Genomic DNA, 26064 nt, shown 5'->3' on the forward strand with positions numbered 1-26064 from the left:
TGGCGGTGTTCGCGCATTTACTGCAAGTGCGGGCCCTGGTTTGTCACTCATGATGGAAGCGATCGGTCTTTCCGGGATGACAGAAACACCACTCGTCGTGATTAATACACAACGTGGTGGCCCTTCAACTGGTCTACCAACGAAACAAGAGCAATCAGACCTTATGCAAATGATTTACGGAACACATGGCGATATTCCTAAAATCGTCGTGGCGCCTACTGATGCGAAAGATGCATTTTATCTAACGATGGAAGCATTTAACCTTGCTGAAATTTATCAATGTCCAGTCATCGTATTGAGTGACTTACAACTATCATTAGGTAAACAAACCGTAGAACAGTTAGATAGAGACGCAGTCAGCATTGAGCGAGGAGAGTTATTACAAGGTGATATCGAACGTGAAGAAGGAGATAAAAGCTATTTCAGACGTTATGCGTTAACTGAAAGTGGTATTTCACCACGTCCTATACCCGGTCTTAAAGGCGGTATCCATCACGTGACAGGTGTCGAACATAATGAAGAAGGTAAAACGAGCGAGGATGCGGTAAATAGACAACAACAAATGGAAAAACGAATGCGTAAAACTGAACATTTACTCATTGATGATCCAGTTGAAGCGGACATGCCGCACGACGCAGCTGATATATTGTACATCGGATTCATTTCAACAAAAGGTGCCATTCAAGAAGGTAAAGCACGTCTTGAAGATCAAGGAATCAAAGTGAATCATTTACAAATTAGACAACTGCATCCATTCCCGAAAGAAACGATTCAAAAAGCGGTTGACCAAGCAACGAAAGTCGTCGTCGTAGAACATAATTATCAAGGTCAACTGGCAAGCATTTTGAAAATGAATGTAAATCTTGGAGATAAATTAATCAATCAAACGAAATACGACGGTATGCCATTCTTACCGCACGAAATAGAAGAAAAAGGTACAGAAATTGCTAATTCATTAAAGGAGATGAACTAAGTGGCAACATTTAAAGACTTTAGAAATAATGTGAAGCCCAATTGGTGTCCAGGCTGTGGTGACTTCTCAGTCCAAGCAGCGATACAAAAAGCAGCAGCGAATGTAGGACTAGAACCAGAGGATGTAGCCATCATTACCGGTATCGGTTGTTCAGGCCGTTTATCTGGGTATATTAATGCATATGGTGTTCACGGTGTTCACGGCCGTGCATTACCCCTTGCACAAGGTGTGAAAATGGCGAACAGAGATCTCACTGTCATCGCTTCAGGTGGAGATGGTGATGGTTATGCAATCGGTATGGGACATACGATTCATGCGTTACGTAGAAATATGAATATGACTTATGTTGTCATGGATAATCAAATCTATGGTTTAACTAAAGGTCAAACGTCTCCATCATCTGCAGTAGGATTTGTTACGAAATCTACACCTAAAGGAAACATCGAAAAAAATGTCGCACCACTAGAACTCGCATTATCATCAGGTGCAACATTTGTCGCACAAGGTTTTTCAAGTGATATTAAAGGATTGACTAAAATGTTAGAAGACGCGATCAATCACGATGGTTTTTCATTTGTAAACGTGTTCTCTCCTTGTGTCACATACAATAAGATTAATACGTATGATTGGTTTAAAGAAAATCTTACTAGTATGGAAGATATTGAGTCATATGATCTTTCAGATAAAAAAGCAGCGATGAAAGCCATTTTAGAATATGATTCACTCATTAAAGGGATTGTGTACCAAGATACGACAACACCATCTTATGAATCACAAGTGGATCAATTAGATGAAACACCTTTAGCTAAGAAAGAACTCGAACTCAGTGAACAAACCTTTAATGACTTAACTGCACAATTCGTTTAATGTTGTGCTTTAAACTATAAGTGAGATAGATATGAATGAGCCTGAGACTAAGAAGGATGTTGCTATACAACGTATGGTCTCAGGCTCGTTGTATATAATAGGATGATATACTTCAATAGAAAAATTCGGGAGGATACCATGGTCGATCAGTTTGCTTCGATAACGGAATTAATGGAACATACTATAGAAGGAAAAGATTGGGAAATCATAACTACAAATCGCGATAGTGAGATATTGGTTACTGCCGTGCATGGCGGTGCAATCGAACGAGGCACCTCAGAGCTTGCACAGTTAATCGCCGAAGAAGGAGCGTTTAATTACTATACGTTTAAAGCGATTCGACGCAATCATAATGATGCACTGCATGTAACTTCGAGTCATTTTGATGAACCCGTCCTACATGATATGGTAAAAAACAGTTCAAATGTGCTTTCAATCCATGGCTGTAATGGTAAGCACAGTAAAGTGTATATAGGTGGTCAAGATCAGCGGCTAGGTCAACGTATTGAAGCTCAGTTACGTACACTGGGTGTGGAGCTTGAAGCTGCACCTGCACCGATTAATGGGATGTCGAATGATAATTTTGTGAATCAAGGTCAGACCGCTCAAGGTGTTCAATTAGAGCTCACCGTGCCGTTAAGAAAACAATTTTTCAATAATGGTAAATATGGACTTAAAGATCGAGAAAACCGAGATAATTGGAGTGCCTTCATGCATCAATTTGCCGCTTGTATCGTTAAAGCCATGATTTCGTCATAACTATTACAATTGCGTAAAGAATTTAAAGAATTATTACTATTCCTTTAAAAGTGTTATGTCTAACTGCATGCGGGTATGCAATTACTATCATGTGGTTAGGAGGATTATAATGGCTGATAAATTTAAATCTATGACAGAACTAATGGAACAAACAAGAGAAGGTGATGATTGGGAAGTCCAAGCTGAAGATAGATCAAGTAACGCAATCATCACAGCTATTCATGGTGGCGGTATTGAACCGGGAACAACAGAATTAGCTGCGCTTACAGCTGCCAAAGGTAACTTTGATTTTTATTCATTTAAAGGTACACGTTCTAAAGGCAATCAAGATTTACATGTCACATCTACACATTATGACGAACCTACAATCAAAGATAAAATTAAATATAAAGACATCGCTGTAGCAATCCACGGATGTGATGGAGATGGCGAAGTCGTTTACTTAGGTGGTAAAGACGAAGAATTAATCGCAACAATTAAAGAAGCGTTAGAAGATATCGGTGTTACAGTTGATACTGCTCCTGATCACATTTCAGGTGACAAAGATAAAAACATTAACAACTGTGGCAAATCTGGACAAGGTGTTCAATTAGAATTAACACCAAGTCTAAGAAAAAGCTTCTTCAAAGATGGCAAATACGGTAAAAGTTCTCGTGAAGACGAAGAAAACTGGGACGACTACTTACACCAATTTGCTGATGCTCTTGTCAAAGCAGTTAACGCACGCGGTTAATGCTGTTATAATAAATGAAAATAAAATGACTGTTTAACGGCACGTAATAGTCAGATTTAAAAAGGAAAAGAGATGGTAAAGTTGGACGATACATTAATGAGTATACAAATTATTCCTAAAACCCCGAATGGTGAAGATGTCATTCCTTATGTAGATGAAGCCATTCATATCATTGAACAATCAGGATTACCTTATAGTGTAGGTCCATTAGAAACTACCGTACAAGGGAGTATGGATAACTGCTTGATTCTCATTCAGAACATGAATGATCGCATGGTAGAACTAGAAATACCAAGTATTATCAGTGAAGTGAAGTTCTATCATGTACCTGAAGGAATCACGATTGAAACATTAACAGGTAAATATGATGAACAGTGATGGCATCATAAAGATGCGCTAGGATTAATCCACTTTATCAATTCCTCATTTTTTACAGGATCTCAGATGTAGAAACCTGTAACCTTAACGATTGAGACATACGCGACCCTATGCTTCAGATTCTACAATTGATTATGAGTATAGCGGGTATGTCTCAATTTTTATGTTCAGTAGGGAAAATGAATGAAAAGCACTTTCGCGAGATATCATTTTAAACATTGAAAAATTATAATTACAGGCGGTTTAGCATGGCTGTTTAAAATAAGATGAACGTTTGTGTTGCTTTTTGCACTTTACCTTTAAGTTTAATATAATTAATGAGTGATTACAGGCATACAACGACGTGAATGAACATGAAATGTAATGCACCAAACTTTAATTTTATGTCGTGCCAAAAAAGGGTTTTACTTTGAATGAAGAAAAAAAACAGAAACGACGTTAAATATCTTTGCTGAAAGAGATAAAAAGCGCAAGATAATCGTCAATTATTGACTATCTGAACGAAGCGGAATCAAAATTTGAAGAAACGTTATCATTTTACGGCGAAGTCCAGTTTAAACATGCCTATACATACATTTATTCTCAACGTGATGGCACGCCAGCAGCGAAAATGAAAGATAATGTGGCATTCGATGTTAAAAAGGATTGTTTACATCGTCTTAGTGACAAAGTTTCATATTATTCGAGTGAAGCAATGCACCAATAGGAAAATGAGGTCGTCACAGTATTATGTGAGGTAAAGGTAAGAAAGATGACAGCGTATAAGCGGGTTACACAGATAAAAATAAACGCGTTAAATTTAGCGCAACTGAAGAGATGATCGGTAAACTTGTCGGTGTGGGAATCGATACTGCTTGGCGATTTTCAATGAATGGTACGTTCCTTCAAGAACATGAAGCGATGGTGATTGGATAATGTATAATAAAGAAGATATTTTAGCTGAAGCAGATCAATTGAGTGAGAAAATAAAGGCCTTACCGGAAATTTCCGATTATCGTTCAATCGAAGAACAAATTCATGCCAACCAATCGATTGATCAAAATATGAAACAATTGAAACGCTCACAAAAACAATCGGTCAATCTACAAAATTATGGTAAAACAGAAGCGTTAAAACAATCAGAAGCGCGCATACAACATCTTGAAGACGAAATTAATCGCATTCCCATCGTGGAAGAGTTTCGTGAAGCACAAGCTGAAGCGAATAATATCTTACAAATGATGATTTCAACCATGGCTGACCGATTAAATCAGCAAGACGAGGACGCAGAAGAAGATCACAACTAAAGTTAGGAATGGTGGTGCGAAAGATGAATACAAGAAAGTTAACATTAACTTCCATTTTAATCGCGATTAATATCGTACTCAGTAGTTTTATTATTATTCCACTCGGACCGATAAAAGCTGCACCGATACAACATTTGATTAATGTGTTGTGTGCGGTATTGGTTGGCCCTTGGTACGGCTTAGCACAAGCTTTTATCTCATCCGTGTTACGCATATTATTTAATACAGGAAGTGCGTTTGCGTTTCCAGGCAGTATGATTGGCGTCTTTTTAGCGAGTGTATTTTATTTATATCGTCGTCATATTTTTATGGCAGCAGTGGGTGAAGTGATCGGTACAGGTATCATAGGTAGTTTAATGTGCATTCCTGTTGCTTGGATCATCGGACTTGGTGATTTTGCCGTGAAACCACTGATGGTAGCATTTATTTTATCAAGTGTAATTGGTGCTGCAATCAGCTATGTCATTTTAATGATTTTGAAGAAAAAAGGTATACTGGATCGCTTTATTAAATAGCTAGATCCTTTCCTGATATGAATGCATTTTGGAGACTAGGGCAATACGATGTCCTAGTCTTTTGTTATTTGGGACAAATGAAACGATGGGATTTACACGCTGTTATATGTTAAAATTTAATAGTTATAAACTTCGATTAACCAGGAAAAAATAACATAAATATTCGAATAAAAAAGTATCGATATACGAACTGATCAGTTTAAATTTTGAATTAGAAAAAGGGTCGTGAAATAGATTTATGGCAAATGTTACTCCAATGATGAAACAGTATTTAGAAATAAAATCTCAATATCAAGATTGTTTATTATTTTTTAGATTAGGCGACTTTTATGAAATGTTTTACGAAGACGCGAAAGAAGCATCACGCGTGCTTGAAATTACTTTGACAAAAAGGGATGCCAAAAAAGAAAATCCAATCCCGATGTGCGGGGTCCCTTATCACTCTTCTGAAAGTTATATCGAAACTCTTATCAACAATGGCTATAAAGTAGCTATTTGTGAACAAATGGAAGACCCTAAACAGACCAAAGGCATGGTAAAACGAGAAGTCATACGCGTTGTGACGCCAGGTACCGTCATGGAACAAGGTGGCGTAGATGAAAAACAAAATAACTACATTTTAAGTTATATTTTCGATGGTGATCAGTACGCACTGAGTTACTGTGACGTTTCAACCGGTGAGTTAAAAGTCACACAGTTCGAAGATGAAGCAACACTCATCAATGAAATCACGACAATCAATCCGAACGAGATTGTCGTCCAACAAGAGATTGAAGGTAACTTAAAACGTCAAATTGCGACAACAACAGAAACGATTACTGTCGTAGATCATATTTCAGATGCGACTTATAATGAAAATACGAATGACGACCAACTGATGTATGATGCGACACAATTATTATTAGATTATATTCATCACACACAAAAGAGAGATCTATCTCATATTGAAAATGTAGCACCTTATGAAGCGGTTGATTTCATGAAAATGGATTACTATGCGAAGCGCAATTTAGAATTAACAGAAAGTATGCGTTTGAAATCTAAAAAAGGTACTTTGTTGTGGCTCATGGATGAAACGCAAACACCCATGGGAGCGAGACGTTTAAAACAATGGATTGATCGACCATTGATTCATCAACAACAAATAGAGACTCGACTTAATATGGTTGAACAATTTTTACAACACTTTATCGAACGCGATACATTGCGTGAATATTTAACGCACGTGTATGATATCGAGCGACTTGTAGGCCGTGTCAGTTACGGGAATGTGAACGCACGAGATCTTATTCAGTTAAAACATTCCATCGCAGAGATTCCACGCATCAAATCTGTACTCACAGAAATGGATGAAACGGTTGTGAATCAATTTTCAGCGCTTGAACCGTTAGATGATTTACATGCCTTATTAGAAAATAGTTTGGTGGATGAACCGCCGATTTCCGTTAAAGATGGTGGCTTATTTAAGTCAGGGTTTAACAGTCAATTAGATGAGTATCTTGAAGCTTCACAAAACGGTAAGACATGGTTAGCCCAATTACAGACGAAAGAACGTGAACGCACAGGTATTAAATCGTTGAAAATCAGCTTTAATAAAGTGTTTGGATATTTTATAGAGATTACACGTGCAAACTTACAAGGATTTGATCCAGCTGCGTATGGTTACCATCGTAAACAAACGCTATCTAACGCTGAACGATTTATCACAGATGAATTAAAAGAAAAAGAAGATCTCATCCTCGGTGCTGAAGATAAAGCCGTTGATCTAGAGTATGAGCTATTTGTCGAACTGAGAGAAACGGTCCAACAGTATACAGAACGATTGCAACAACAAGCGAAAGTGATTTCAGAGCTCGACTGTTTACAAAGCTTTGCGGAAATCGCGCAACGTTACAATTATTCACGTCCAGAATTCAGCAAAGACAAGACATTATCACTTAACGAATCTAGACACCCAGTCGTTGAACGTGTCATGGATCATAACGATTATGTGCCGAATGATTGTCACCTAGACAAAGAGACATTTATCTATTTGATTACTGGACCGAATATGTCAGGGAAATCAACCTATATGAGACAAGTTGCGATCATTAGTATTATGGCTCAAATGGGTTCATATGTACCTTGTGAAGCTGCAACACTTCCTATATTCGATCAAATCTTTACACGAATTGGTGCTGCAGATGACCTCGTATCAGGTAAAAGTACCTTCATGGTAGAAATGTTAGAGGCACAAAACGCGCTTGCCCATGCGACAAAAGATAGTTTAATTATCTTTGATGAAATCGGCCGGGGTACATCGACTTATGATGGTCTTGCACTTGCACAAGCCATGATTGAATATGTCGCACAAACTTCACACGCGAAAACATTATTCTCAACCCACTATCACGAGTTAACCGCTTTAGATCAATCGCTCAATGGATTGAAAAATGTCCATGTTGCAGCGAGTGAATATCAAGGCCAACTCATCTTTCTCCACAAAGTGAAAGATGGCGCTGTAGATGATAGTTATGGTATTCAAGTTGCAAAATTAGCGGAATTGCCTGATGAAATTATAGATCGCGCACAAGTTATTCTCGATGCCTTTGAACAACATGACACGATACAACCGACGACTGAAGGCAAACCAGAGCCGACTACTCAAACAGCTAACGATGACACTCAACCGCTACGTGAACAAGAAGCGCAACGCGAAACACAATCAGAGGCGCTTCACGAGGAAAAAGCAGAAACGTACCCAACACAAACATCATCTGAATCAACAGCTCATGCACAGCAATTTGAACAAGCTGCATTTGATTTATTTAATGAACCGCCAGAACAAAGTGAAGTCGAACGACAAATTAAAGACTTGAATTTATCCAATATGACACCGATTGAAGCACTAGTGAAATTAAATGACTTACAAAATCAATTAAAGTAGAGGAGGATGAGCGTGGGTCATATTAAAGAATTACAAACGTCTTTAGCGAATAAAATTGCTGCTGGAGAAGTCGTAGAGCGTCCAGGTTCCGTCGTTAAAGAGCTGCTTGAAAATGCCATTGATGCAGATGCGACTGAAATTAACATCGAAGTTGAACAGTCAGGTATTCAGTCTATTCGAGTGGTCGATAACGGCACAGGTATTGAAGCAGATGACTTAGATTTAGTGTTCCATCGTCATGCGACAAGTAAGCTCAATCATGATGATGACTTGTTCCACATCCGAACACTCGGGTTTAGAGGGGAAGCTTTAGCGAGTATTGCATCTGTAGCGAAAGTGACATTGACTACATGTACAGATGGCGAAGAAGGTCATGAAGTGTACGCTGAGAACGGTCAAATTATTGAGCAAAAACCGGCTAAAGCAAAACGCGGGACAGATATTTTAGTCGAATCTTTATTCTATAATACGCCGGCACGATTGAAATATATCAAAAGCCTTTATACTGAATTAGGTAAAATCACAGATATCGTCAACCGTATGGCTATGAGTCATCCAGATATTCGTATTTCCCTTTATTCTGATGGCAAGAAAGTATTACGTACCAACGGCTCAGGGCGTACGAATGAAGTGATGGCAGAAGTTTACGGCATGAAAGTCGCGAAGGACTTAGTACATATTTCAGGTGATACGAGCGATTATCATTTAGAAGGTTATGTCGCAAAACCTGAACATTCGCGGAGTAATAAACATTATATTTCAATCTTTATCAATGGACGCTATATTAAAAACTTCGTCTTAGATAAGGCTATTGTTGAAGGGTATCATACGCTACTCATGGTCGGTCGTTATCCGATTTGTTATATCAATATTACGATGGATCCCATCTTAGTAGACGTAAATGTCCATCCGACGAAATTAGAAGTGAGATTATCGAAAGAGTCTCAACTATACGATCTTATTGTGGAAAAAATTCGCGAGGCATTTAAAGATCGCATTTTAATTCCACACAATAACATGAAGCAATTCGATAAAAAACATAAGGTTTTAGAACAATTTGAACAACAAAAAATGGACTTTCATCAACAGCAACAACAACAAACTGAGTCTAACGAGGATGAAAATAAAGCGAAACCTTCGCAAACCGACACTACAGCACAACTTTCATCAGACATAACGGATGATAATGAAACAACTTATCACTATTCCGGTAATGAAGCTTCAACTCAAGATAACGAAATAGCTGAAACCGTAACGACAGAAGACGATTATAGTCAAGCACAACGTGATTTACTCCAAGATATGGAAGGCGAAGGGGAGTTAAGTGCAACTGACGATGCATCTCGTGAAAATGATGATATTAAAGATGCTACGAATCAGTCCCCACATCGACGTGTGCCTTATATGGAAGTCGTCGGACAAGTCCACGGCACATACATCATCGCTCAAAATGAAGATGGCATGTACATGATCGACCAACATGCAGCACAAGAACGTATTAAATATGAATACTTCAGAGAAAAAATTGGTGAAGTAACGAATGAAGTTCAAAATTTATTGATTCCATTAACGTTCCATTTTTCACGTGATGAAAAAATGATTATTGAACAATACAAAGACGAATTAGATAAAGTGGGCGTGCATCTCGAACCGTTTGGTGGCAATGATTACATCGTGGATAGTTATCCTGTTTGGTTCCCATCGAATGAAGCGGAAGACATTATCAAAGACATGATTGATTATGTCTTAGAGCATAAAAAAGTAGAAGTGAAAAAAATTCGAGAAGAAGCGGCAATTATGATGAGTTGTAAACGTTCAATAAAAGCAAATCACTATCTCAAAAATAATGAAATGGCTGATTTGATTGATCAACTTCGTCAAGCTGAAGATCCATTCACTTGCCCACATGGTAGACCGATTATTATTAACTTTTCTAACTATGAATTAGAACGTTTATTCAAACGTATCGTTTAATGAAGCAATAGCATTAATTTATATAAAGACTGTATGATCAAGTGTCATACACATGATTGATTGAGTTTAAAGGAGATGACCTCAACTAGTGAAACCACACATTTTACCAGCGATTAGAAATATGAAAGACATGGAAAAATTTGTCCAAACAGATTATCGATCATGTGTATTACTTGATACACATATTGGACATTTAAATGGCATTTTTAATTATCTAAAAAAAGAACAGATTGAAACCTTTATTCATATCGATTTGATTAAAGGTATGAGTCATGATGAATTTGCTTGTGAATATATTATTCAAAATTATAAACCTAAAGGCATCATCTCGACGAAAACGAAAGTCATTAAACGTGCCAAAGACCTCGATACTGTGACGGTATTAAGAGTGTTTATCATCGATAGTCATGCATTAGAACGCAGTATTCAACTCATTCAACGTACACAACCGGATTACGTGGAAGTGTTACCTGGTGTTGCTAGTAAAGCGATTCAACAAATCAAAGAGGCAACGCAGATTCCAGTAATTGCGGGTGGCTTAATTAGTGATGAAGCAGAGATTGATACTGCCGTCGACTATGGTGCGCATCTTGTCACAACGAGCAAACGCGCTCTATGGTAATCTTTGAGAAAACGCTTTAAATTATGACAATTTTTTTACAAAAACGTTTGACAACGCTTACAACGTAGGTATAAAATAAAAATCAAGTTAATAAACAGATGGAGATAGGAGATTTCTGCAATGACAGCCTGAGATATTTCGGATATTTTGGCTACTCGTGTAGGAGTCTCTTTTTTTAAGGAGGATACATTATGAATGAATATGTTGCTGAGTTCTTAGGGACAGCAATCTTGATTTTATTGGGAGGCGGTGTCTGCGCAAACGTCAATTTAAAGCGTAGTGCTGCAAATGGTGCTGACTGGATCGTCATCGCCGTAGGTTGGGCACTCGGTGTTGCTATGGGTGCATATGCTGTAGGTGATATTTCAGGTGCACACTTAAATCCAGCCGTAACATTAGCCTTTGCAATGGATGGCTCACTTGCTTGGGGTATGGTTCCAGGATACATTATCTGCCAAATTTTAGGTGGTATCTTCGGTGCTGTTCTCGTATGGTTAATGTATTTACCACATTGGAAAGTGACAGAAGATGGACCGACGAAATTGGGTGTGTTTTCTACAGCGCCTTCAATTCGAAACTACTTCGCAAACTTTATCAGTGAAATCATCGGTACTGCAGTGTTAGTTTTAGGGTTATTATACATCGGAATGAATAAAATCGCTGATGGATTAAATCCACTTATCGTAGGTGCATTAATCTTAGCAATTGGTGTCAGTTTAGGTGGTACAACAGGTTATGCGATCAACCCTGCGCGTGACTTAGGACCTAGAATTGCACATGCGTTCTTACCGATTAAAGGAAAAGGTGGTTCTGATTGGAGTTACGCAATTGTTCCTGTATTAGGACCAATCGCGGGAGGAATGTTTGGTGCAGCTGTTTATCGAGTCCTATTTAAAGGTATATTTGATAGTATGACGGTCTTAAGTATTGTCGTCGTAATCATCACATTGATCGTTGGCTTGTTCATGAACAAACGCGATAAATCAGGGCGAATTGAATCTATATATTAAGGGCAATGTTTGAATGATGGTTTCCACCATCACTGGCATATGGATTGAGTTCAAAACATCTCAATTGAGGGTATAGTATACAAACACGCCGATATACCATATGTTCAATTGATAGACGAAAGGGAGAATGATCATGGAAAAATATATTTTATCTATAGACCAAGGAACAACAAGTTCTAGAGCAATTCTATTTAATCAAGATGGTACGATCAAAGGTGTGGCACAACGTGAATTTAAACAATACTTTCCACACTCAGGATGGGTAGAACATGATGCAAATGAAATTTGGACATCTGTTTTATCTGTCATTGCCGAAGTCATCAATGAAGAAAATGTTTACGCACAACAAATTGCAGGTATCGGTATTACAAACCAACGTGAAACAACTGTCGTTTGGGATAAAAATACAGGTCGACCTATTTATCATGCGATTGTCTGGCAATCTCGCCAAACACAAAGCATCGTACAAGAGTTAAAAGATAAAGGATTAGAAGAAAAATTCCATCAAAAAACGGGCTTATTACTAGACCCTTATTTTGCTGGTACGAAAGTGAAATGGATCTTAGATCACGTAGATGGTGCAAGAGAAAAAGCTGAAAACGGCGATCTTCTATTTGGTACAATTGATTCTTGGCTCGTATGGAAATTATCTGGCGGTCACGCTCACATTACAGATTATACGAATGCAAGCCGTACCTTACTTTATAATATTCATGATTTAGAATGGGATAAAGAATTGTTAGATATCTTAGAAGTCCCAGAAAGCATGTTACCTGAAGTGAAAGCATCAAGTGAAGTTTACGCACATACCATCGATTATCACTTCTTCGGTGAATCTGTACCGATTGCAGGTATTGCGGGTGACCAACAAGCTGCATTATTCGGTCAAGCATGCTTTAACCGTGGTGACGTGAAAAATACGTACGGTACAGGTGGCTTCATGTTGATGAATACAGGTGAAGAAGCTGTCACATCTGAAAGCGGCTTACTTACAACGATTGCTTATGGTATAGATGGTAAAGTTTACTATGCGTTAGAAGGTTCAATCTTTGTATCTGGTTCAGCTATCCAATGGTTACGTGATGGCTTACGTATGATTGATTCTGCACCTGCGACTGAAGATTATGCCAAACGTGTCGACTCAACTGAAGGTGTTTATTTCGTTCCTGCATTCGTCGGACTTGGGACACCGTACTGGGATTCAGATGCACGAGGTTCAATCTTTGGTTTAACACGTGGTACGTCTAAAGAACATTTCATTCGCGCAACACTCGAATCACTTTGCTATCAAACACGTGACGTATTAGAAGCGATGGAAAAAGATTCAGGTATCAAAGTGAACAACCTTCGTGTCGATGGTGGTGCAGTTAAAAATAACTTCATCATGCAATTCCAATCAGATTTATTAAACGTAGGCGTTGAACGTCCAGAAATTAATGAAACAACTGCACTGGGTGCAGCTTATCTTGCAGGTTTAGCCGTTGATTTCTGGGATAATAAAGACGACATCGAAGACCGTTGGCAATTAGATAAAGAATTCTTACCAGAAATGGAAGAAGATCAACGTGAAAAACTTTATAAAGGTTGGAAAAAAGCAGTTGAAGCAACTCAAGTCTTTAAATTAGAAGATTAAATCAATAGACTTGAATTCATGGACTATGCTAGAATGAAGTCAAGTTAATATTAATGAAGTTGAGAATTGAGAGAACTGTTCGTACAATATGATATGTATGGGATAGCTCTCTCTTTTTTTACTATTAGGAGGCGTAATATCTATGAGTTTATCTACACTAAATAGAGATCAAATCAAAAAACAATTAAGAGACGAAGAATCATACGACGCTGTCATCATCGGTGGGGGCATCACTGGTGCAGGTATCGCCTTAGATGCGAGCCAACGTGGCATGAAAGTCGCTTTAGTAGAAATGCAAGACTTTGCCCAAGGTACAAGCTCACGTTCAACAAAATTAGTACACGGTGGCCTTCGTTATCTTCAACAATTACAAGTGGGTGTCGTTAAAGAAACAGGACGTGAAAGAGCGATCGTTTACGAAAATGGTCCACACGTGACAACACCTGAAAAAATGTTATTACCATTCCATAAAGGTAGCAATCTTGGTAACTTCACAGCAGGTGTTGGTTTAACCATGTATGACCGCTTAGCAGGTGTTAAAAAATCAGAACGTAAAGTGATGTTAAATAAAAAACAAACATTAGATAAAGAACCTCTAGTGAAAAAAGATGGCCTTAAAGGCGGCGGCTACTACGTAGAATATCGTACAGATGATGCGCGTTTAACTATGGAAGTCATGAAACGTGCTGAAGAAAAAGGCGCTACAATTATTAACTATGTGAAATCAGAACACTTCACATATGATTCAAATGAAAAAGTAAATGGTATCCAAGCACGCGACGTACTTACTAATGAAGTGTTTGATATCAAAGCTAAAAAAGTAATCAATGCTGCAGGACCATGGGTAGATGAAGTACGTAGCGGTGACTATGCACGCAACAATAAAAACCTCCGCTTAACTAAAGGGGTACACATTGTGCTAGATCAATCTAAATTCCCATTACGCCAAGCTGTTTACTTTGATACTGAAAGCGATGGCCGTATGATCTTTGCGATTCCACGTGAAGGCAAAGCTTATATCGGTACAACAGATACATTCTATGATAACGATAAAACATCACCACTTGCGACTCCAGAAGACAGAGCTTATTTACTCGATGCCTTAAACTATATGTTCCCAGAAGTTGAAGCGAAAGATGAAGACATTGAATCTTCTTGGGCTGGTGTTAGACCGCTTATTTTAGAAGAAGGGAAAGATCCTTCAGAAATCTCTCGTAAAGATGAAGTTTGGGAAGGTAAATCAGGTCTCTTAACCATCGCTGGTGGTAAATTAACTGGTTACCGTCACATGGCATTAGAAATTGTAGACTTATTAGCGAAACGCTTGAAAAAAGAATACGGTCTCAAATTTAAACCATGTGAAACAAAACATCTACCTATCTCAGGCGGTGATGTAGGCGGTAGTGCGAACTTCGATACTTTCGTTGAAGATCAAGTTGAACTCGCTAAAAAATATCAATTAGATGCAGAACTTGCACGTCACTTCGCTAGTAAATATGGTTCAAATGCGAAAGATTTATTCGAAATTGCCCAAACTGCTCAATATCAATCCTCAGGTCTACCATTAGATATGTACACTGAACTTGTTTACGCTATCCGTTATGAAATGGTTTATAAACCAACAGACTTCTTAGTGCGTCGTACTGGTAAATTATACTTCAACATTTCAGATGTGTTGAAATATAAAAATGATGTCGTCAAAGTGATGGCACAACTTTTAGGCTATACAGATGCTCAAAAAGAAGCATATATGCAAGAATTAGATAAAGCGATTGATGAAGCACGTACTGGTAACGATCAACCTGCTGAAAAAGAATAAACTTAACATGTTAAAACAACATTCAAATTAGTATTCTAAAAAGAAGACGTCACAGAAATCGATGTAAGAGATGAAGGTTTCTGTGGCGTTTTTTATATATGTGGTGATCATGACCCTCCATCGATTTAGGCGATTAAAAAAGGATTTCATCATCTATTTGAAATTACAGTCACTTCAATGTATATTTTTTAGTAGTAAGCGTGCTGCTCAAGTCATGAAAGGAGGCGTTATAGATGATAGAACAATCATTTAGCATGACTGTTTCAGATGGGACGGTGTTAGAGGCTAAACTGAATCAAACCGATCGAAAACATGTGGTAGGATTGATACATATTTTTCACGGCATGGCGGAACACTTCCACCGCTATAATCGTTTAGTTACAGCGCTGAACGAAGCAGGTTACGATGTACTTCGCCATCATCATCGAGGTCATGGGATACATATCGATGAAACAACACGCGGTCATATCGATAGTTTTAAACAAGCAGCAACCGACGCATATGAAATCTATCAAACCCTCTCATCTAAATATGCACACGTGCCTTATATCGTGTTAGGGCATTCGATGGGGTCATTAATCGCGCGTCGTTATATTGAACAATACAGTGAAGTCTTAGATGGACTTATACTCACTGGAACGCCTCAATATCCATTGTGGATGGCACGGCCTGCACGGCGGTTATTAGATCTCATTATTATTATGACAGGTAAATCTACTTTGTTACCTTGGTTAAATCAAATCGTCTATCATTCATTTAATAAAAAAATCAAACCGCATCGGACTTCGAATGATTGGTTAGATACCAATCCAGAACATGTTGATCGTTTTGAAAATGATCCATACACAGGATTTTTGGTTTCTAATCAATTGATATATGAAACACTAGATACGATGATAGAAACAAGTGCTGCACGCGCATTAGAACGTATTGATCATAATATCCCTATATTACTTATGTCAGGGGAAGAAGACCCAGTGAGTAATTATGGGAAGGGTGTGAAGCATTTATATCGTGAGTACATCAGAGCGGGGTTTAACGATATCACTGTACAACTCTATCCCAATAAACGTCATGAAATTTTATTTGATGATAGTGATACAATCACATGGCAACATTTATTCGAATGGTTAAAAGCGCAGCAACATAAATGAAATTATAGGATAAAAGGAGATTATCAACGTGACGCAACATAAACCGTTTATCGTAGTGATTGTCGGTCCAACGGCGGTCGGCAAAACGCAATTCAGCATTGAGTTAGCGAAACGGATCAATGGAGAAATCATTAGCGGCGATTCCATGCAAGTCTATCGGGGTATGGATATTGGAACTGCGAAGGTAACAGAAGATGAAAAAGACGGCATTCCACACTATTTGATAGATATTTTAAATCCGGACGAAACATTCTCTGCATTTGACTTTAAACACTATGCTGAACAGGCAATAGCATCGGTCATACAGCACGGGAAAATACCGATTATTGTCGGTGGCACAGGATTGTATATCCAATCATTGATCTATGATTATGCCTTTGATGATGAAGCAGTTTCAGATGATAAAATGAAACAAGTGCAAGCGCAAATGGAACAGCTCGATCAGTTATCCAATGAGGAGTTACATGCGTATTTAGCCACGTTTGATCCCCAATCTGCAGATGATATCCATCCCAATAATAGAAAAAGAGTCCGCCGTGCGATTGAATATTACTTAAAAACAAAAAAAGTTATAAGTTCTCGAAAGAAAGTGACACAAAGTGAGCCAAATTATGATACATTATTATTAGGGATGGAAATGTCGCGCGACACTTTATATAAGCGGATAAATAAACGCGTGGATATAATGTTGACCCACGGCTTATATGATGAAGTGAAACGTCTCGTCAAGCATGGTTATGGCGATTGTCAAAGCATGCAAGCTATAGGTTATAAAGAAATGGTACCAGTAGTGGAAGGTAGTATGAATTTAGAGGATGCTGTCACGAAGTTGAAACAACATTCTAGAAATTATGCTAAACGCCAAATGACTTGGTTTAAAAATAAACTCGATGTCGAATGGTATGATACAGAGAAAATATCACTTTCATTAAATTTAGATGAGGTCTCAGCCCAAATAAAGAAAAGGAGTACTTAACATGACTACTACAAACAACATCCAAGACCAATTCCTAGGGCAATTTAAAGCTGATAAGACAGAAGTTGTTGTCTTTTTAGTTAATGGGTTCCAGATGAAAGGTATTATCGAAGACTTTGATAAATATGTAGTTTGTCTTCACTCACAAGGTCGACAACACTTTATTTACAAACATGCGATTAGTACTTTTACAACAGAAAACGCTAATGAAGCATAATTACAGTTGAAATTTAAGCAAGGTTAAAGTGAATTTTTATACGAGATTGAAAGCAGTAAAGTGTAATGTTAAATATCGATAAAGATGTTTAATTTGAAAAAGCATTTCGACCTGGTAAAAGGCATAGAGATTGCTGTGTTTATCAGTTGAAACTACACACTCTTCTGTTTTCTATCTCGTATTTTTTAATTTTTGTATCGATATCATATTGTTTTTGAATTAAAAGATGTGTTCTTGCACAACGATTAAGCATACATAAAAACCCCTTGGGCACTATACATTGATGTATAAGCTCAAGAGGATTCTTGTTTATAATATGGCGTTAAAGTTAGATGTTAATGGAAAATTGATGGACTAATTATAGTAATGCCTCGATACTAGATTCTAATTGACTCGGTTTCTTTTGGGGCGCGAAGCGGTTGATCACTTCGCCGTCTCTATTAATTAAAAATTTAGTGAAATTCCATTTAATTTTTTCGCCTAAGAAGCCATTTTTAGCTTGTTTCAAATGTTGATATAGAGGATGCTGTTCAGGACCATTCACTTTAATTTTTTCATGCATAGGGAATGATACACCATAATTAATTTTACAATTTTGTGTGGCTTCTTCTCCTGAACCTGGTTCTTGTTTACCAAATTGATTACATGGGAAACCGAGAACCACAAATTTTTGATCTTTATATTTTTCATAGAGTGCTTGTAGCCCCTCGAATTGAGGTGTAAAACCACATTCACTCGCTGTATTTACGATTAAAATGACGTAGTCTTTGTAAGCTTCTAATTTATAAGTTTCTCCGTTAGTTTTAGGTACTTCAATATCATAGATAGACATGATTTATCGCCTCACTTTGTTTTAATGTAACACAGATTCACGTTGTAGTCTTGATAGACACACTATGATAGAATAGCTTAGAATGGTCAAAAGAGGTGAGCATATTTGAGCCAATTAACTTCACATTCAACAACGAATCCGAATGAAACAGCAATCATTGTCGGTGTGAATTCTCAAGAAGAAGATCAATTTGATTTTACATCGACGATGGAAGAACTAAAAGCATTATCAGAAACATGCCGACTTACGGTGGAAGCGCAGTTTGAACAAAACCGTGAACACTTTGATCATAAATACTATGTCGGTAAAGGTAAACTCGCCGAAATTAAAGCGTACGTTGAAGCGAACGACATCGATGTGGTCGTAACGAATGATGAGTTGACGACTGCACAGTCTAAAGCATTAAATGGCAATCTCAACATTAAAATCATTGATCGTACGCAGTTAATATTAGAGATATTTACGTTACGTGCGCAAAGTAAAGAAGGTAAATTACAAGTCGAACTTGCACAACTGGATTATCTTTTACCACGTTTACAAGGACATGGACAAAGTCTTTCCCGCTTAGGTGGTGGGATTGGTACACGTGGTCCTGGTGAAACGAAATTAGAAATGGATCGTCGTCATATTAGAACAAGAATCAACGAAATTAAACACCAACTTGAAACCGTCGTGGCACACCGCGAACGTTATCGAAATAAACGTCAACAAAATCAAGTCTATCAAGTCGCATTAGTAGGTTATACAAATGCTGGAAAATCAACTTGGTTTAATCAACTGTCTGACGCAGGCACGTTTGAGAAAGACATTCTGTTCGCAACGCTAGATCCAAAGACACGTCAAATACAAATCAATCAAGGCTTTAATCTCATCATTTCAGATACAGTCGGTTTCATCCAAAAGCTACCTACAGCGCTTGTAGCAGCATTTAAATCGACGTTAGAAGAAGCGAAAAATGCAGATTTATTATTACATGTAGTCGATGCTAGTCACGAGGAGTATCGAACACAATATGAGACAGTGAATCGCATTTTAGAAGAACTTGACATGTCTCACATTCCTCAAGCAGTCATCTTTAATAAGAAAGATTTAGCGCAAGACGTTTTGCCATCTGTATCGAACGATTCAATTTTTGTTTCAGCACACGATGAGGCAGATTTAGCACAAGTGAAATCGTTTTTATATCGAAAAATCAAACAAACCCTTCATGCTTATGAAGAAACGGTACCTAGTACCAATGCAGACAGACTTTATTTCCTGAAACAACACACACTTGTTTCTGAGATTAATTTTAATGAGAATGAAAACTGTTATGAAGTGACAGGTTACAGTAAAGAATAGAAGGAAGTTAATGTAATGACAGATTTATCACAACTGGTGGCATCCGTGGAGGACACACTCGCACCTTATTTTAAAGACATCGAAGCGAATGCCTACTATAATCAAGAAAAAGTATTGGACGCATTCCATGAAGTTAAAATTGCAGAAAGTGATTTACAAGGTACGACCGGCTATGGCTATGATGACATGGGTCGTGATCACCTTGAAGCAGTCTATGCGCATACATTTAAAGCTGAAGATGCATTAGTAAGACCGCAAATCATTTCTGGTACACATGCCATTACGCTTGCATTACAAAGCACCTTAAAATATAATGACGAGCTGCTCTATATCACAGGGGATCCTTATGATACTTTATTAGAAGTCATTGGGGTGAACGGTAACGGCGTAGAAAGCTTACAAGAACACGGGGTGCAGTATCGTAATATTCCGTTGAAAGATGAAACGATTGATATTGACCGTGTGTTGAATGAAATCAACGACCATACCAAAGTGATCGCCATTCAACGTTCAAAAGGGTACGATCAACGCCCATCACTCACTGTGACTCAAATTGAACAAGCGATCAAAGCAATTAAAGCTAAATATCCTGAGGTCATCATTTTTGTCGATAATTGTTACGGCGAATTTGTCGAGCGTAGGGAACCGATTGAATGTGGCGCAGATCTTATGGCAGGATCACTAATTAAAAATCCTGGAGGCGGTCTCGCTAAAATCGGAGGTTACATCGTAGGTCGCGCAGATTTAATTGAACGTTGTGGTTACAGATTAACCGCTCCTGGGATTGGTAAAGAAGCAGGGGCCTCATTAACTAGTTTGCCTGAAATGTATCAAGGGTTCTTCCTTGCCCCACATATTGTAAGTCAAAGCTTAAAAGGTGCACTGTTTACAAGTCTTTTACTCGAAAAATTAAGCATGCATACGTCACCGTCATACCAAGCACCGAGAACCGATTTGATTCAAACAGTTCAATTCGATACAGCTGAACAAATGATTCAATTCTGTCAAAGTATCCAACACGCATCACCAATTAACGCGCATTTTAGTCCAGAACCTGCGTACATGCCTGGCTATGAAGATGATGTCATTATGGCGGCTGGTACGTTTGTACAAGGCTCTTCCATTGAATTATCTGCAGATGGACCGATCAGACCGCCTTATGAAGCGTATATTCAAGGTGGACTCACATACGAGCACGTGAAATTAGCGATTACGCGTGCTGTGAAACAATTATTAGAACAAGGTTTAATTGCTTTACCGAAAGATTGAGACATATAATAACGTGTCTCAATCTTTTTTTATAAACAGATTGAATTTGGGTTCACACACGTATAATCCAGCTTTGAAATCACTGTTGTGACGCGGGTTTTGGATTTCATGTCAGAAAACCTTACATATTTTTGAAATCACTTATAAAGTGTGCTAAATTAAACATAAGTTCAGAATAGAGGTGAGGTTGTTGCAGTCCCGAGATAGTTTAAGACGGAATATGGCCGTGTTCTCTATGAGTATTGTAAGCAAATTGACAGAACTTTCAGCACGACAAATACGATATTATGAAACTTTTGAACTTATTAAACCAGAAAGATCTGCAGGTAATAAGCGTCTCTTTTCACTTAATGATGTTGAACAACTGTTACATATCAAACAGCTGATGGAAAAAGGATTTAATATGAAAACAGTGAAACAAATCATTAATGAGGAACATGAACATCTCTCTAAAGATGAAAAAGAACTCAGAAAACAAATGTTTGTAGAGGCGACTCAAAAGCCACTTAGTCAGTCCACACCGATTAATCGTGGTGACCTGTCACGCTTTATACACTAAATCACTGGAGGAAGTAACACATGCCAAAGACTACTTTTACAAAAGATGATATTAGAAAATTTGCAAAAGAAGAAAATGTAAGATATTTACGCTTACAATTCACTGATATTTTAGGAACAATTAAAAATGTGGAAGTTCCTGTAAGTCAGTTAGAAAAAGTTTTAGATAATGAAATGATGTTTGACGGTTCATCCATTGAAGGTTTCGTACGTATTGAGGAATCTGATATGTATCTCTGTCCAGATCTTGATACTTGGGTTATTTTCCCTTGGACAGCAGGTCAAAGAAAAGTTGCGCGTTTAATTTGTGACGTATATAAAACAGACGGCACACCGTTTGAAGGGGATCCACGTTCTAACTTAAAACGTGTACTCAAAGAAATGAAAGATCTTGGATTCACAGATTTAAACTTAGGACCTGAACCAGAATTCTTCTTATTCAAATTAGATGAAAAAGGTGAACCTACATTAGAACTCAATGATGACGGTGGTTACTTCGACTTAGCACCAACAGACTTAGGTGAAAACTGTCGTCGTGATATCGTGTTAGAGCTTGAAGATATGGGCTTTGACATCGAAGCAAGTCACCACGAAGTTGCACCAGGGCAACACGAAATCGACTTCAAATATGCAGATGCAGTAACAGCTTGTGATAACATTCAAACATTTAAATTGGTTGTTAAAACCATCGCACGTAAACATAACCTTCATGCGACATTTATGCCTAAACCATTATATGGCGTGAATGGTAGCGGAATGCACTTTAACGTGTCACTCTTCAAAGGTAAAGAAAATGCATTCTTTGATCCAGACGGTGACTTACAATTAACAAAAGATGCTTATCATTTCATCGCTGGTATACTTAAAAATGCGCGTGGTTACACAGCCGTTTGTAACCCACTCGTGAACTCATACAAACGTTTAGTACCTGGTTACGAAGCACCTTGTTACATTGCATGGAGCGGTAAAAACCGTTCACCACTCGTTCGTGTACCAACTTCAAGAGGTTTATCTACACGTGTAGAAATCCGTTCTGTTGACCCTGCAGCCAACCCTTACATGGCGCTTGCTGCAATTTTAGAAGCTGGTTTAGATGGTATTAAAAATAAATTAGAAGTACCTGAACCTGTAAACCAAAATATTTATGAAATGAACCGTGAAGAAAGAGAATCTATCGGTGTAGAAGATTTACCATCAACACTTTATACAGCACTTAAAGCAATGCGCAGTAACGAAACAATTAAAAAAGCGATGGGAGATCATATTTACAACCAATTCATTCATTCTAAATCACTAGAATGGGATTATTACAGAACGCAAGTTTCTGAATGGGAACGCGAACAATATATGAAACAATATTAATGGCGCAATGCTAGTTAGAATAATGGCTCAGTTCACTTTAAAAAGCGAACTGGGTCTTTTTTTGATATAATAAAGTTATACATTATCAAACTATAGAGGTGCTAACATGAAAATATTTATCTTTATTTTAGCGGTTTCATTGATTAGTTATTTCATGTCTAAACGAAAAAAGGAAAATTAAACGGAGTAGTGAAATGTTGAGAATAAATAAAAACAACTTTATCCATCAGATAGGGTAAAGTTGTTTTAATCTTGCTATTTAATATTGTGATATATTTGTGGGATTAACGATCACAAGTCGATAAGAAAGCGTACTACTTATTCTTTTTCTTCTCATTATGTTTACCTACAATTGCAGAAATCGTTCTAACGATAAAGCCGACGAATAACCCTAATACTAGCGAGATGACCGCTGTGACAATTAATGGTAAATCATAAACTTGTTGTATCGTCACACCGACAATGATTGCGATAACAACGGCGATGATCGTCATCATATTTTCTTTCCAAATACTCAATGGTTTCACTCCAATCGCCTTTATTATAACATGCATAAATCAATAAAAGTAAAGCACTTAAGGGACGCTTTTACAACTTTGTTGCACAAATTTTCTGAGATGTAAAAAATGAATTGACGCTATCGTATGTGTCTTATATGATAAAGCGATAACGTGAATAGGAGTGGTATCCAGTTGAAAGGTAACAAGAAATTAGCAATCATCGTTGTAGCAGCTATCGTCATCCTCGTACTTGGTTTTCAATTTTTAAATCAAACAGGGCCGTTTAAATTTCTGGCTTCATCTACGTCAGATGGCCCTGACAATAGTGAACAAGTTCATGTAGAACGTGTGGTTGATGGCGATACATTTATCGCGAGAGATGATTCAAATGAGCGTATTAAAGTACGGTTGATTGGCATCGATACACCTGAAACAGTAAAACCGAATACCCCCGTACAACCCTATGGTAAAGAGGCATCCAAATACACGAAGTCTAACCTCACGGATAAAGATGTCTTTTTAGAATACGATAAAGAAAAAGAAGATCGTTATGGCAGAAGATTAGCGTACGTTTGGTTAGATAAAGAGACATTATATAACGAGCAACTCGTAAAAGAAGGCCTTGCGAGAGAAAAATATTTTGCACCCAATGGTAAATATAGATCTGTCTTTAAACAAGCTGAACAGCAAGCGAAATCCGAACATAAAAATATATGGAGCTAAGTTAATCTGTAGTTGCATAAAGAAGCGGTTTGAACATCTAATAGTTCAAACCGCTTTTCGTGTATATATCCATTTTAATGAATGTGTTGTAGCAAATCGTCAAATTGTGATTTTGATATTGCTTCAGTTTGATTATCGACCGTCTCTGTTATGACATGTTCCAATGATGATGATGATAATGTTTCTGTGTTGGCATTACTACGGTAGACACCGTCAATGATATTGACACTGCCATCTGTAAAATAGACAAGCCCAATGCTTGGAATACTTTGTTTAAGATAAGCTGAAACTTTTTCAGAAATATCTTTGTTGCTTTGTTTTGCCTTCTCATATGGATCATAATCGTAAAATTGATAGCTGACTTTGTTATTTTTAATTTGTTCGACAAAGGTGTAGGTTGCTTCATTCGGTGATTTAAACTGACTATGATATTGTTCGGCGATGTAATGACCTACACGTTGTTCATCTGTTAAGTCCTGATGTTGTTCAGAAAGTTGCTTATCATTACCGCCCACTGTAAAATGATAAAACGTTTTTTGTTTCCAGTGTTTGATATCTAAATTAAATATCCCTTTATCTGTTAAAACAATGTAATCAAAGTGACGTACATCTTCGAATAAAGGATGTTTCACCGCAAAGCGATCGGTTGCAATGATTTCATAACGTGCAATATGACGCTGATTTTTTAAACCATTTAAGATCTCAGTTAAATCATGTTTGGCTTTACGTATGCCATAGTGATGAGAGTTAGCATCCATACCGCTATCGAACAATTGACTTTTTAATTCTGTATTTTCGGCGGTAATACTATGTACCTTTGTTACAACTTGATTTTTTGCGTATTGCTCTGTTTCCAATTTGTTCTGTAAAACATGGTGCTCGATCATGATTGCGATGATTAATAGCACGATAATAACTATTAATATAAAAGATAAAAACATTGTGCTCATCCATTCTGTTGAAAAATTTATTAACCTCATTTTATCTTAAAATATCAAGACGTCAAATACATTTTTATGATGGTACAGGAGGGAAGTAATATAAATGCGAAAAGAAATCAACTAAGTCAGTTGCGAATTGTTTCTTTAATACTTTAAAATAGAGAAATAACCACATTCAATAGGAGTGACCATCCATGTGTTATCACGATCAGCTGTTAAGCGAACGACTGAAGCAAATCTCAGAAGATGACGTCATTGTTTTCGATAATCATCCTACAGCTTATAAATTGATTGATACACTGAATGAAAGAAATATTAACATCAGTGGCTTTTCTTATTCGACTGATATTATCAAATATGTGAGTAAATACACCCCGTTTAATATTATTCTTGCAGATGCGAGAGTCAATCATGAACAGCACCAACTTGAAGGGATGTCAATGATGCCCGCACTGGATAATCTAAATATACATACATACTTTTTTATCGCTGATTATATAGCAGGTGATGATTTATATCGCAATCACTTCGAAACGGCACAAATTCAATCCTACTTATTTAAATCGGCCGCTCATCACGTGCTACTAAATTATCCTCCTGATCTCAATACTTCGCATGAAGAGGGGAAATATTTTATAGGGAACTTAACTGTATAATATATCATTTATGCATGATAACAATTACTAAGAACTATTT

The 26064-nt window shown here is 37.5% G+C and carries 23 protein-coding genes and 3 pseudogenes; 23 read left to right on the forward strand and 3 right to left on the reverse strand.

All coding sequences use genetic code 11. The annotated features are described in order from the left end of the window. From APS80_RS03475 to hfq, 17 genes and pseudogenes are all read left to right on the forward strand, one after another. Nucleotides 1-973, forward strand: a pseudogene (locus APS80_RS03475) (2-oxoacid:acceptor oxidoreductase subunit alpha); the annotation flags it as partial. Beyond that, nucleotides 974-1840 (forward strand): 2-oxoacid:ferredoxin oxidoreductase subunit beta, encoded by an 867-nt coding sequence (locus APS80_RS03480; protein ID WP_059106898.1) that lies wholly within the window; start codon nucleotides 974-976, stop codon nucleotides 1838-1840. Between the two features lie 138 nt (nucleotides 1841-1978). Further along, nucleotides 1979-2599 (forward strand): poly-gamma-glutamate hydrolase family protein, encoded by a 621-nt coding sequence (locus APS80_RS03485; RefSeq protein WP_059106899.1) that lies wholly within the window; start codon nucleotides 1979-1981, stop codon nucleotides 2597-2599. Nucleotides 2600-2708: 109 nt separating this feature from the next. Then, a complete protein-coding gene (locus APS80_RS03490) occupies nucleotides 2709-3332 on the forward strand; it encodes a poly-gamma-glutamate hydrolase family protein (protein WP_059106900.1) in 624 nt (207 codons plus the stop codon). Between the two features lie 81 nt (nucleotides 3333-3413). Then, entirely contained in the window at nucleotides 3414-3710 is a 297-nt protein-coding gene (locus APS80_RS03495) for a thiamine-binding protein (protein WP_059106901.1), read from the forward strand. Between the two features lie 484 nt (nucleotides 3711-4194). Then, a pseudogene (locus tag APS80_RS10975) lies at nucleotides 4195-4625 on the forward strand (tRNA (N6-isopentenyl adenosine(37)-C2)-methylthiotransferase MiaB); the annotation flags it as partial. Then, nucleotides 4625-4996 (forward strand): YlbF/YmcA family competence regulator, encoded by a 372-nt coding sequence (locus APS80_RS03500; protein ID WP_059106902.1) that lies wholly within the window; start codon nucleotides 4625-4627, stop codon nucleotides 4994-4996. The pseudogene APS80_RS10975 and the gene APS80_RS03500, both read left to right, overlap by 1 nt. 23 nt (nucleotides 4997-5019) lie before the next feature. Continuing rightward, entirely contained in the window at nucleotides 5020-5511 is a 492-nt protein-coding gene (thiW, locus tag APS80_RS03505) for an energy coupling factor transporter S component ThiW (RefSeq protein WP_059106903.1), read from the forward strand. Between the two features lie 238 nt (nucleotides 5512-5749). Further along, a pseudogene (gene mutS, locus APS80_RS03510) lies at nucleotides 5750-8110 on the forward strand (DNA mismatch repair protein MutS); the annotation flags it as partial. 339 nt (nucleotides 8111-8449) lie between these two features. After that, nucleotides 8450-10411, forward strand: coding sequence for a DNA mismatch repair endonuclease MutL (mutL, locus tag APS80_RS03515; protein ID WP_059106905.1), 1962 nt, complete (start codon nucleotides 8450-8452; stop codon nucleotides 10409-10411). An 88-nt stretch (nucleotides 10412-10499) separates the two neighbouring features. Then, the gene (locus APS80_RS03520; RefSeq protein WP_059106906.1) at nucleotides 10500-11033 is read left to right on the forward strand and encodes a glycerol-3-phosphate responsive antiterminator; all 534 of its coding nucleotides are present in this window, start codon (nucleotides 10500-10502) and stop codon (nucleotides 11031-11033) included. Nucleotides 11034-11224: 191 nt separating this feature from the next. Continuing rightward, complete coding sequence (locus APS80_RS03525; protein ID WP_059106907.1) at nucleotides 11225-12043, forward strand: MIP/aquaporin family protein; 819 nt, start codon at nucleotides 11225-11227, stop codon at nucleotides 12041-12043. Between the two features lie 133 nt (nucleotides 12044-12176). Continuing rightward, nucleotides 12177-13676 (forward strand): glycerol kinase GlpK, encoded by a 1500-nt coding sequence (gene glpK / locus APS80_RS03530; RefSeq protein ID WP_059106908.1) that lies wholly within the window; start codon nucleotides 12177-12179, stop codon nucleotides 13674-13676. 142 nt (nucleotides 13677-13818) lie between these two features. Then, the gene (locus tag APS80_RS03535) at nucleotides 13819-15495 is read left to right on the forward strand and encodes a glycerol-3-phosphate dehydrogenase/oxidase (RefSeq protein ID WP_059106909.1); all 1677 of its coding nucleotides are present in this window, start codon (nucleotides 13819-13821) and stop codon (nucleotides 15493-15495) included. A gap of 233 nt (nucleotides 15496-15728) precedes the next feature. Next, nucleotides 15729-16649, forward strand: coding sequence for an alpha/beta fold hydrolase (locus tag APS80_RS03540; protein WP_059106910.1), 921 nt, complete (start codon nucleotides 15729-15731; stop codon nucleotides 16647-16649). Between the two features lie 28 nt (nucleotides 16650-16677). Next, on the forward strand, nucleotides 16678-17625 hold the full coding sequence (gene miaA / locus APS80_RS03545) for a tRNA (adenosine(37)-N6)-dimethylallyltransferase MiaA (RefSeq protein ID WP_059106911.1): 948 nt from the start codon (nucleotides 16678-16680) through the stop codon (nucleotides 17623-17625). A gap of 1 nt (nucleotide 17626) precedes the next feature. Then, entirely contained in the window at nucleotides 17627-17842 is a 216-nt protein-coding gene (gene hfq, locus APS80_RS03550) for an RNA chaperone Hfq (RefSeq protein WP_059106912.1), read from the forward strand. A gap of 358 nt (nucleotides 17843-18200) precedes the next feature. On the opposite strand, the gene APS80_RS03555 is transcribed toward hfq, so the two are convergent. Next, nucleotides 18201-18674: a glutathione peroxidase gene (locus APS80_RS03555; RefSeq protein WP_059106913.1), complete on the reverse strand. Its 474-nt coding sequence runs from the start codon at nucleotides 18672-18674 to the stop codon at nucleotides 18201-18203. Between the two features lie 105 nt (nucleotides 18675-18779). On the opposite strand from APS80_RS03555, the gene hflX reads away from it, so the two are divergent. The 4 genes from hflX (at nucleotide 18780) to glnA (ending at nucleotide 23204) form a co-directional block, all read left to right on the forward strand. Next, complete coding sequence (hflX, locus tag APS80_RS03560) at nucleotides 18780-20015, forward strand: GTPase HflX (protein WP_059106914.1); 1236 nt, start codon at nucleotides 18780-18782, stop codon at nucleotides 20013-20015. Between the two features lie 15 nt (nucleotides 20016-20030). Further along, a complete protein-coding gene (locus APS80_RS03565) occupies nucleotides 20031-21284 on the forward strand; it encodes a methionine gamma-lyase family protein (RefSeq protein ID WP_059106915.1) in 1254 nt (417 codons plus the stop codon). Between the two features lie 220 nt (nucleotides 21285-21504). Continuing rightward, nucleotides 21505-21843, forward strand: coding sequence for a MerR family transcriptional regulator (locus tag APS80_RS03570; RefSeq protein ID WP_059106916.1), 339 nt, complete (start codon nucleotides 21505-21507; stop codon nucleotides 21841-21843). A 20-nt stretch (nucleotides 21844-21863) separates the two neighbouring features. Further along, nucleotides 21864-23204, forward strand: coding sequence for a type I glutamate--ammonia ligase (glnA, locus tag APS80_RS03575; protein WP_059106917.1), 1341 nt, complete (start codon nucleotides 21864-21866; stop codon nucleotides 23202-23204). 314 nt (nucleotides 23205-23518) lie between these two features. Here the strand turns inward: glnA and APS80_RS03580 are convergent, their stop codons facing one another. Next, the gene (locus APS80_RS03580) at nucleotides 23519-23722 is read right to left on the reverse strand and encodes a hypothetical protein (protein WP_059106918.1); all 204 of its coding nucleotides are present in this window, start codon (nucleotides 23720-23722) and stop codon (nucleotides 23519-23521) included. Between the two features lie 174 nt (nucleotides 23723-23896). On the opposite strand from APS80_RS03580, the gene nucI reads away from it, so the two are divergent. Further along, nucleotides 23897-24427 (forward strand): thermonuclease NucI, encoded by a 531-nt coding sequence (gene nucI / locus APS80_RS03585; protein ID WP_059106919.1) that lies wholly within the window; start codon nucleotides 23897-23899, stop codon nucleotides 24425-24427. 74 nt (nucleotides 24428-24501) lie between these two features. On the opposite strand, the gene APS80_RS03590 is transcribed toward nucI, so the two are convergent. Then, nucleotides 24502-25368 carry a hypothetical protein gene (locus APS80_RS03590; protein WP_059106920.1) on the reverse strand — a complete coding sequence of 289 codons (867 nt, stop codon included), beginning with the start codon at nucleotides 25366-25368 and terminating at the stop codon, nucleotides 24502-24504. Nucleotides 25369-25562: 194 nt separating this feature from the next. Here APS80_RS03590 and APS80_RS03595 point away from each other — a divergent pair, with 194 nt between their 5' ends. Then, nucleotides 25563-26024: a sugar phosphate isomerase family gene (locus APS80_RS03595; RefSeq protein WP_059106921.1), complete on the forward strand. Its 462-nt coding sequence runs from the start codon at nucleotides 25563-25565 to the stop codon at nucleotides 26022-26024. Nucleotides 26025-26064: the final 40 nt, after the last annotated feature.

The organism is Staphylococcus auricularis (assembly GCF_001500315.1).
Taxonomy (GTDB): domain Bacteria; phylum Bacillota; class Bacilli; order Staphylococcales; family Staphylococcaceae; genus Staphylococcus; species Staphylococcus auricularis.

Coding starts and splice junctions, on each gene's coding strand:
- APS80_RS03555 (WP_059106913.1), bottom strand. CDS start 18,674: ATGTCTATCTATGATATTGAAGTACCTAAAACTAACGGAGAAACTTAT.
- APS80_RS03500 (WP_059106902.1), top strand. CDS start 4,625: ATGTATAATAAAGAAGATATTTTAGCTGAAGCAGATCAATTGAGTGAG.
- APS80_RS03485 (WP_059106899.1), top strand. CDS start 1,979: ATGGTCGATCAGTTTGCTTCGATAACGGAATTAATGGAACATACTATA.
- thiW (WP_059106903.1), top strand. CDS start 5,020: ATGAATACAAGAAAGTTAACATTAACTTCCATTTTAATCGCGATTAAT.
- APS80_RS03590 (WP_059106920.1), bottom strand. CDS start 25,368: ATGTTTTTATCTTTTATATTAATAGTTATTATCGTGCTATTAATCATC.
- APS80_RS03525 (WP_059106907.1), top strand. CDS start 11,225: ATGAATGAATATGTTGCTGAGTTCTTAGGGACAGCAATCTTGATTTTA.
- APS80_RS03540 (WP_059106910.1), top strand. CDS start 15,729: ATGATAGAACAATCATTTAGCATGACTGTTTCAGATGGGACGGTGTTA.
- APS80_RS03490 (WP_059106900.1), top strand. CDS start 2,709: ATGGCTGATAAATTTAAATCTATGACAGAACTAATGGAACAAACAAGA.
- APS80_RS03565 (WP_059106915.1), top strand. CDS start 20,031: ATGACAGATTTATCACAACTGGTGGCATCCGTGGAGGACACACTCGCA.
- APS80_RS03595 (WP_059106921.1), top strand. CDS start 25,563: ATGTGTTATCACGATCAGCTGTTAAGCGAACGACTGAAGCAAATCTCA.
- APS80_RS03535 (WP_059106909.1), top strand. CDS start 13,819: ATGAGTTTATCTACACTAAATAGAGATCAAATCAAAAAACAATTAAGA.
- glpK (WP_059106908.1), top strand. CDS start 12,177: ATGGAAAAATATATTTTATCTATAGACCAAGGAACAACAAGTTCTAGA.
- APS80_RS03570 (WP_059106916.1), top strand. CDS start 21,505: ATGGCCGTGTTCTCTATGAGTATTGTAAGCAAATTGACAGAACTTTCA.
- hfq (WP_059106912.1), top strand. CDS start 17,627: ATGACTACTACAAACAACATCCAAGACCAATTCCTAGGGCAATTTAAA.
- glnA (WP_059106917.1), top strand. CDS start 21,864: ATGCCAAAGACTACTTTTACAAAAGATGATATTAGAAAATTTGCAAAA.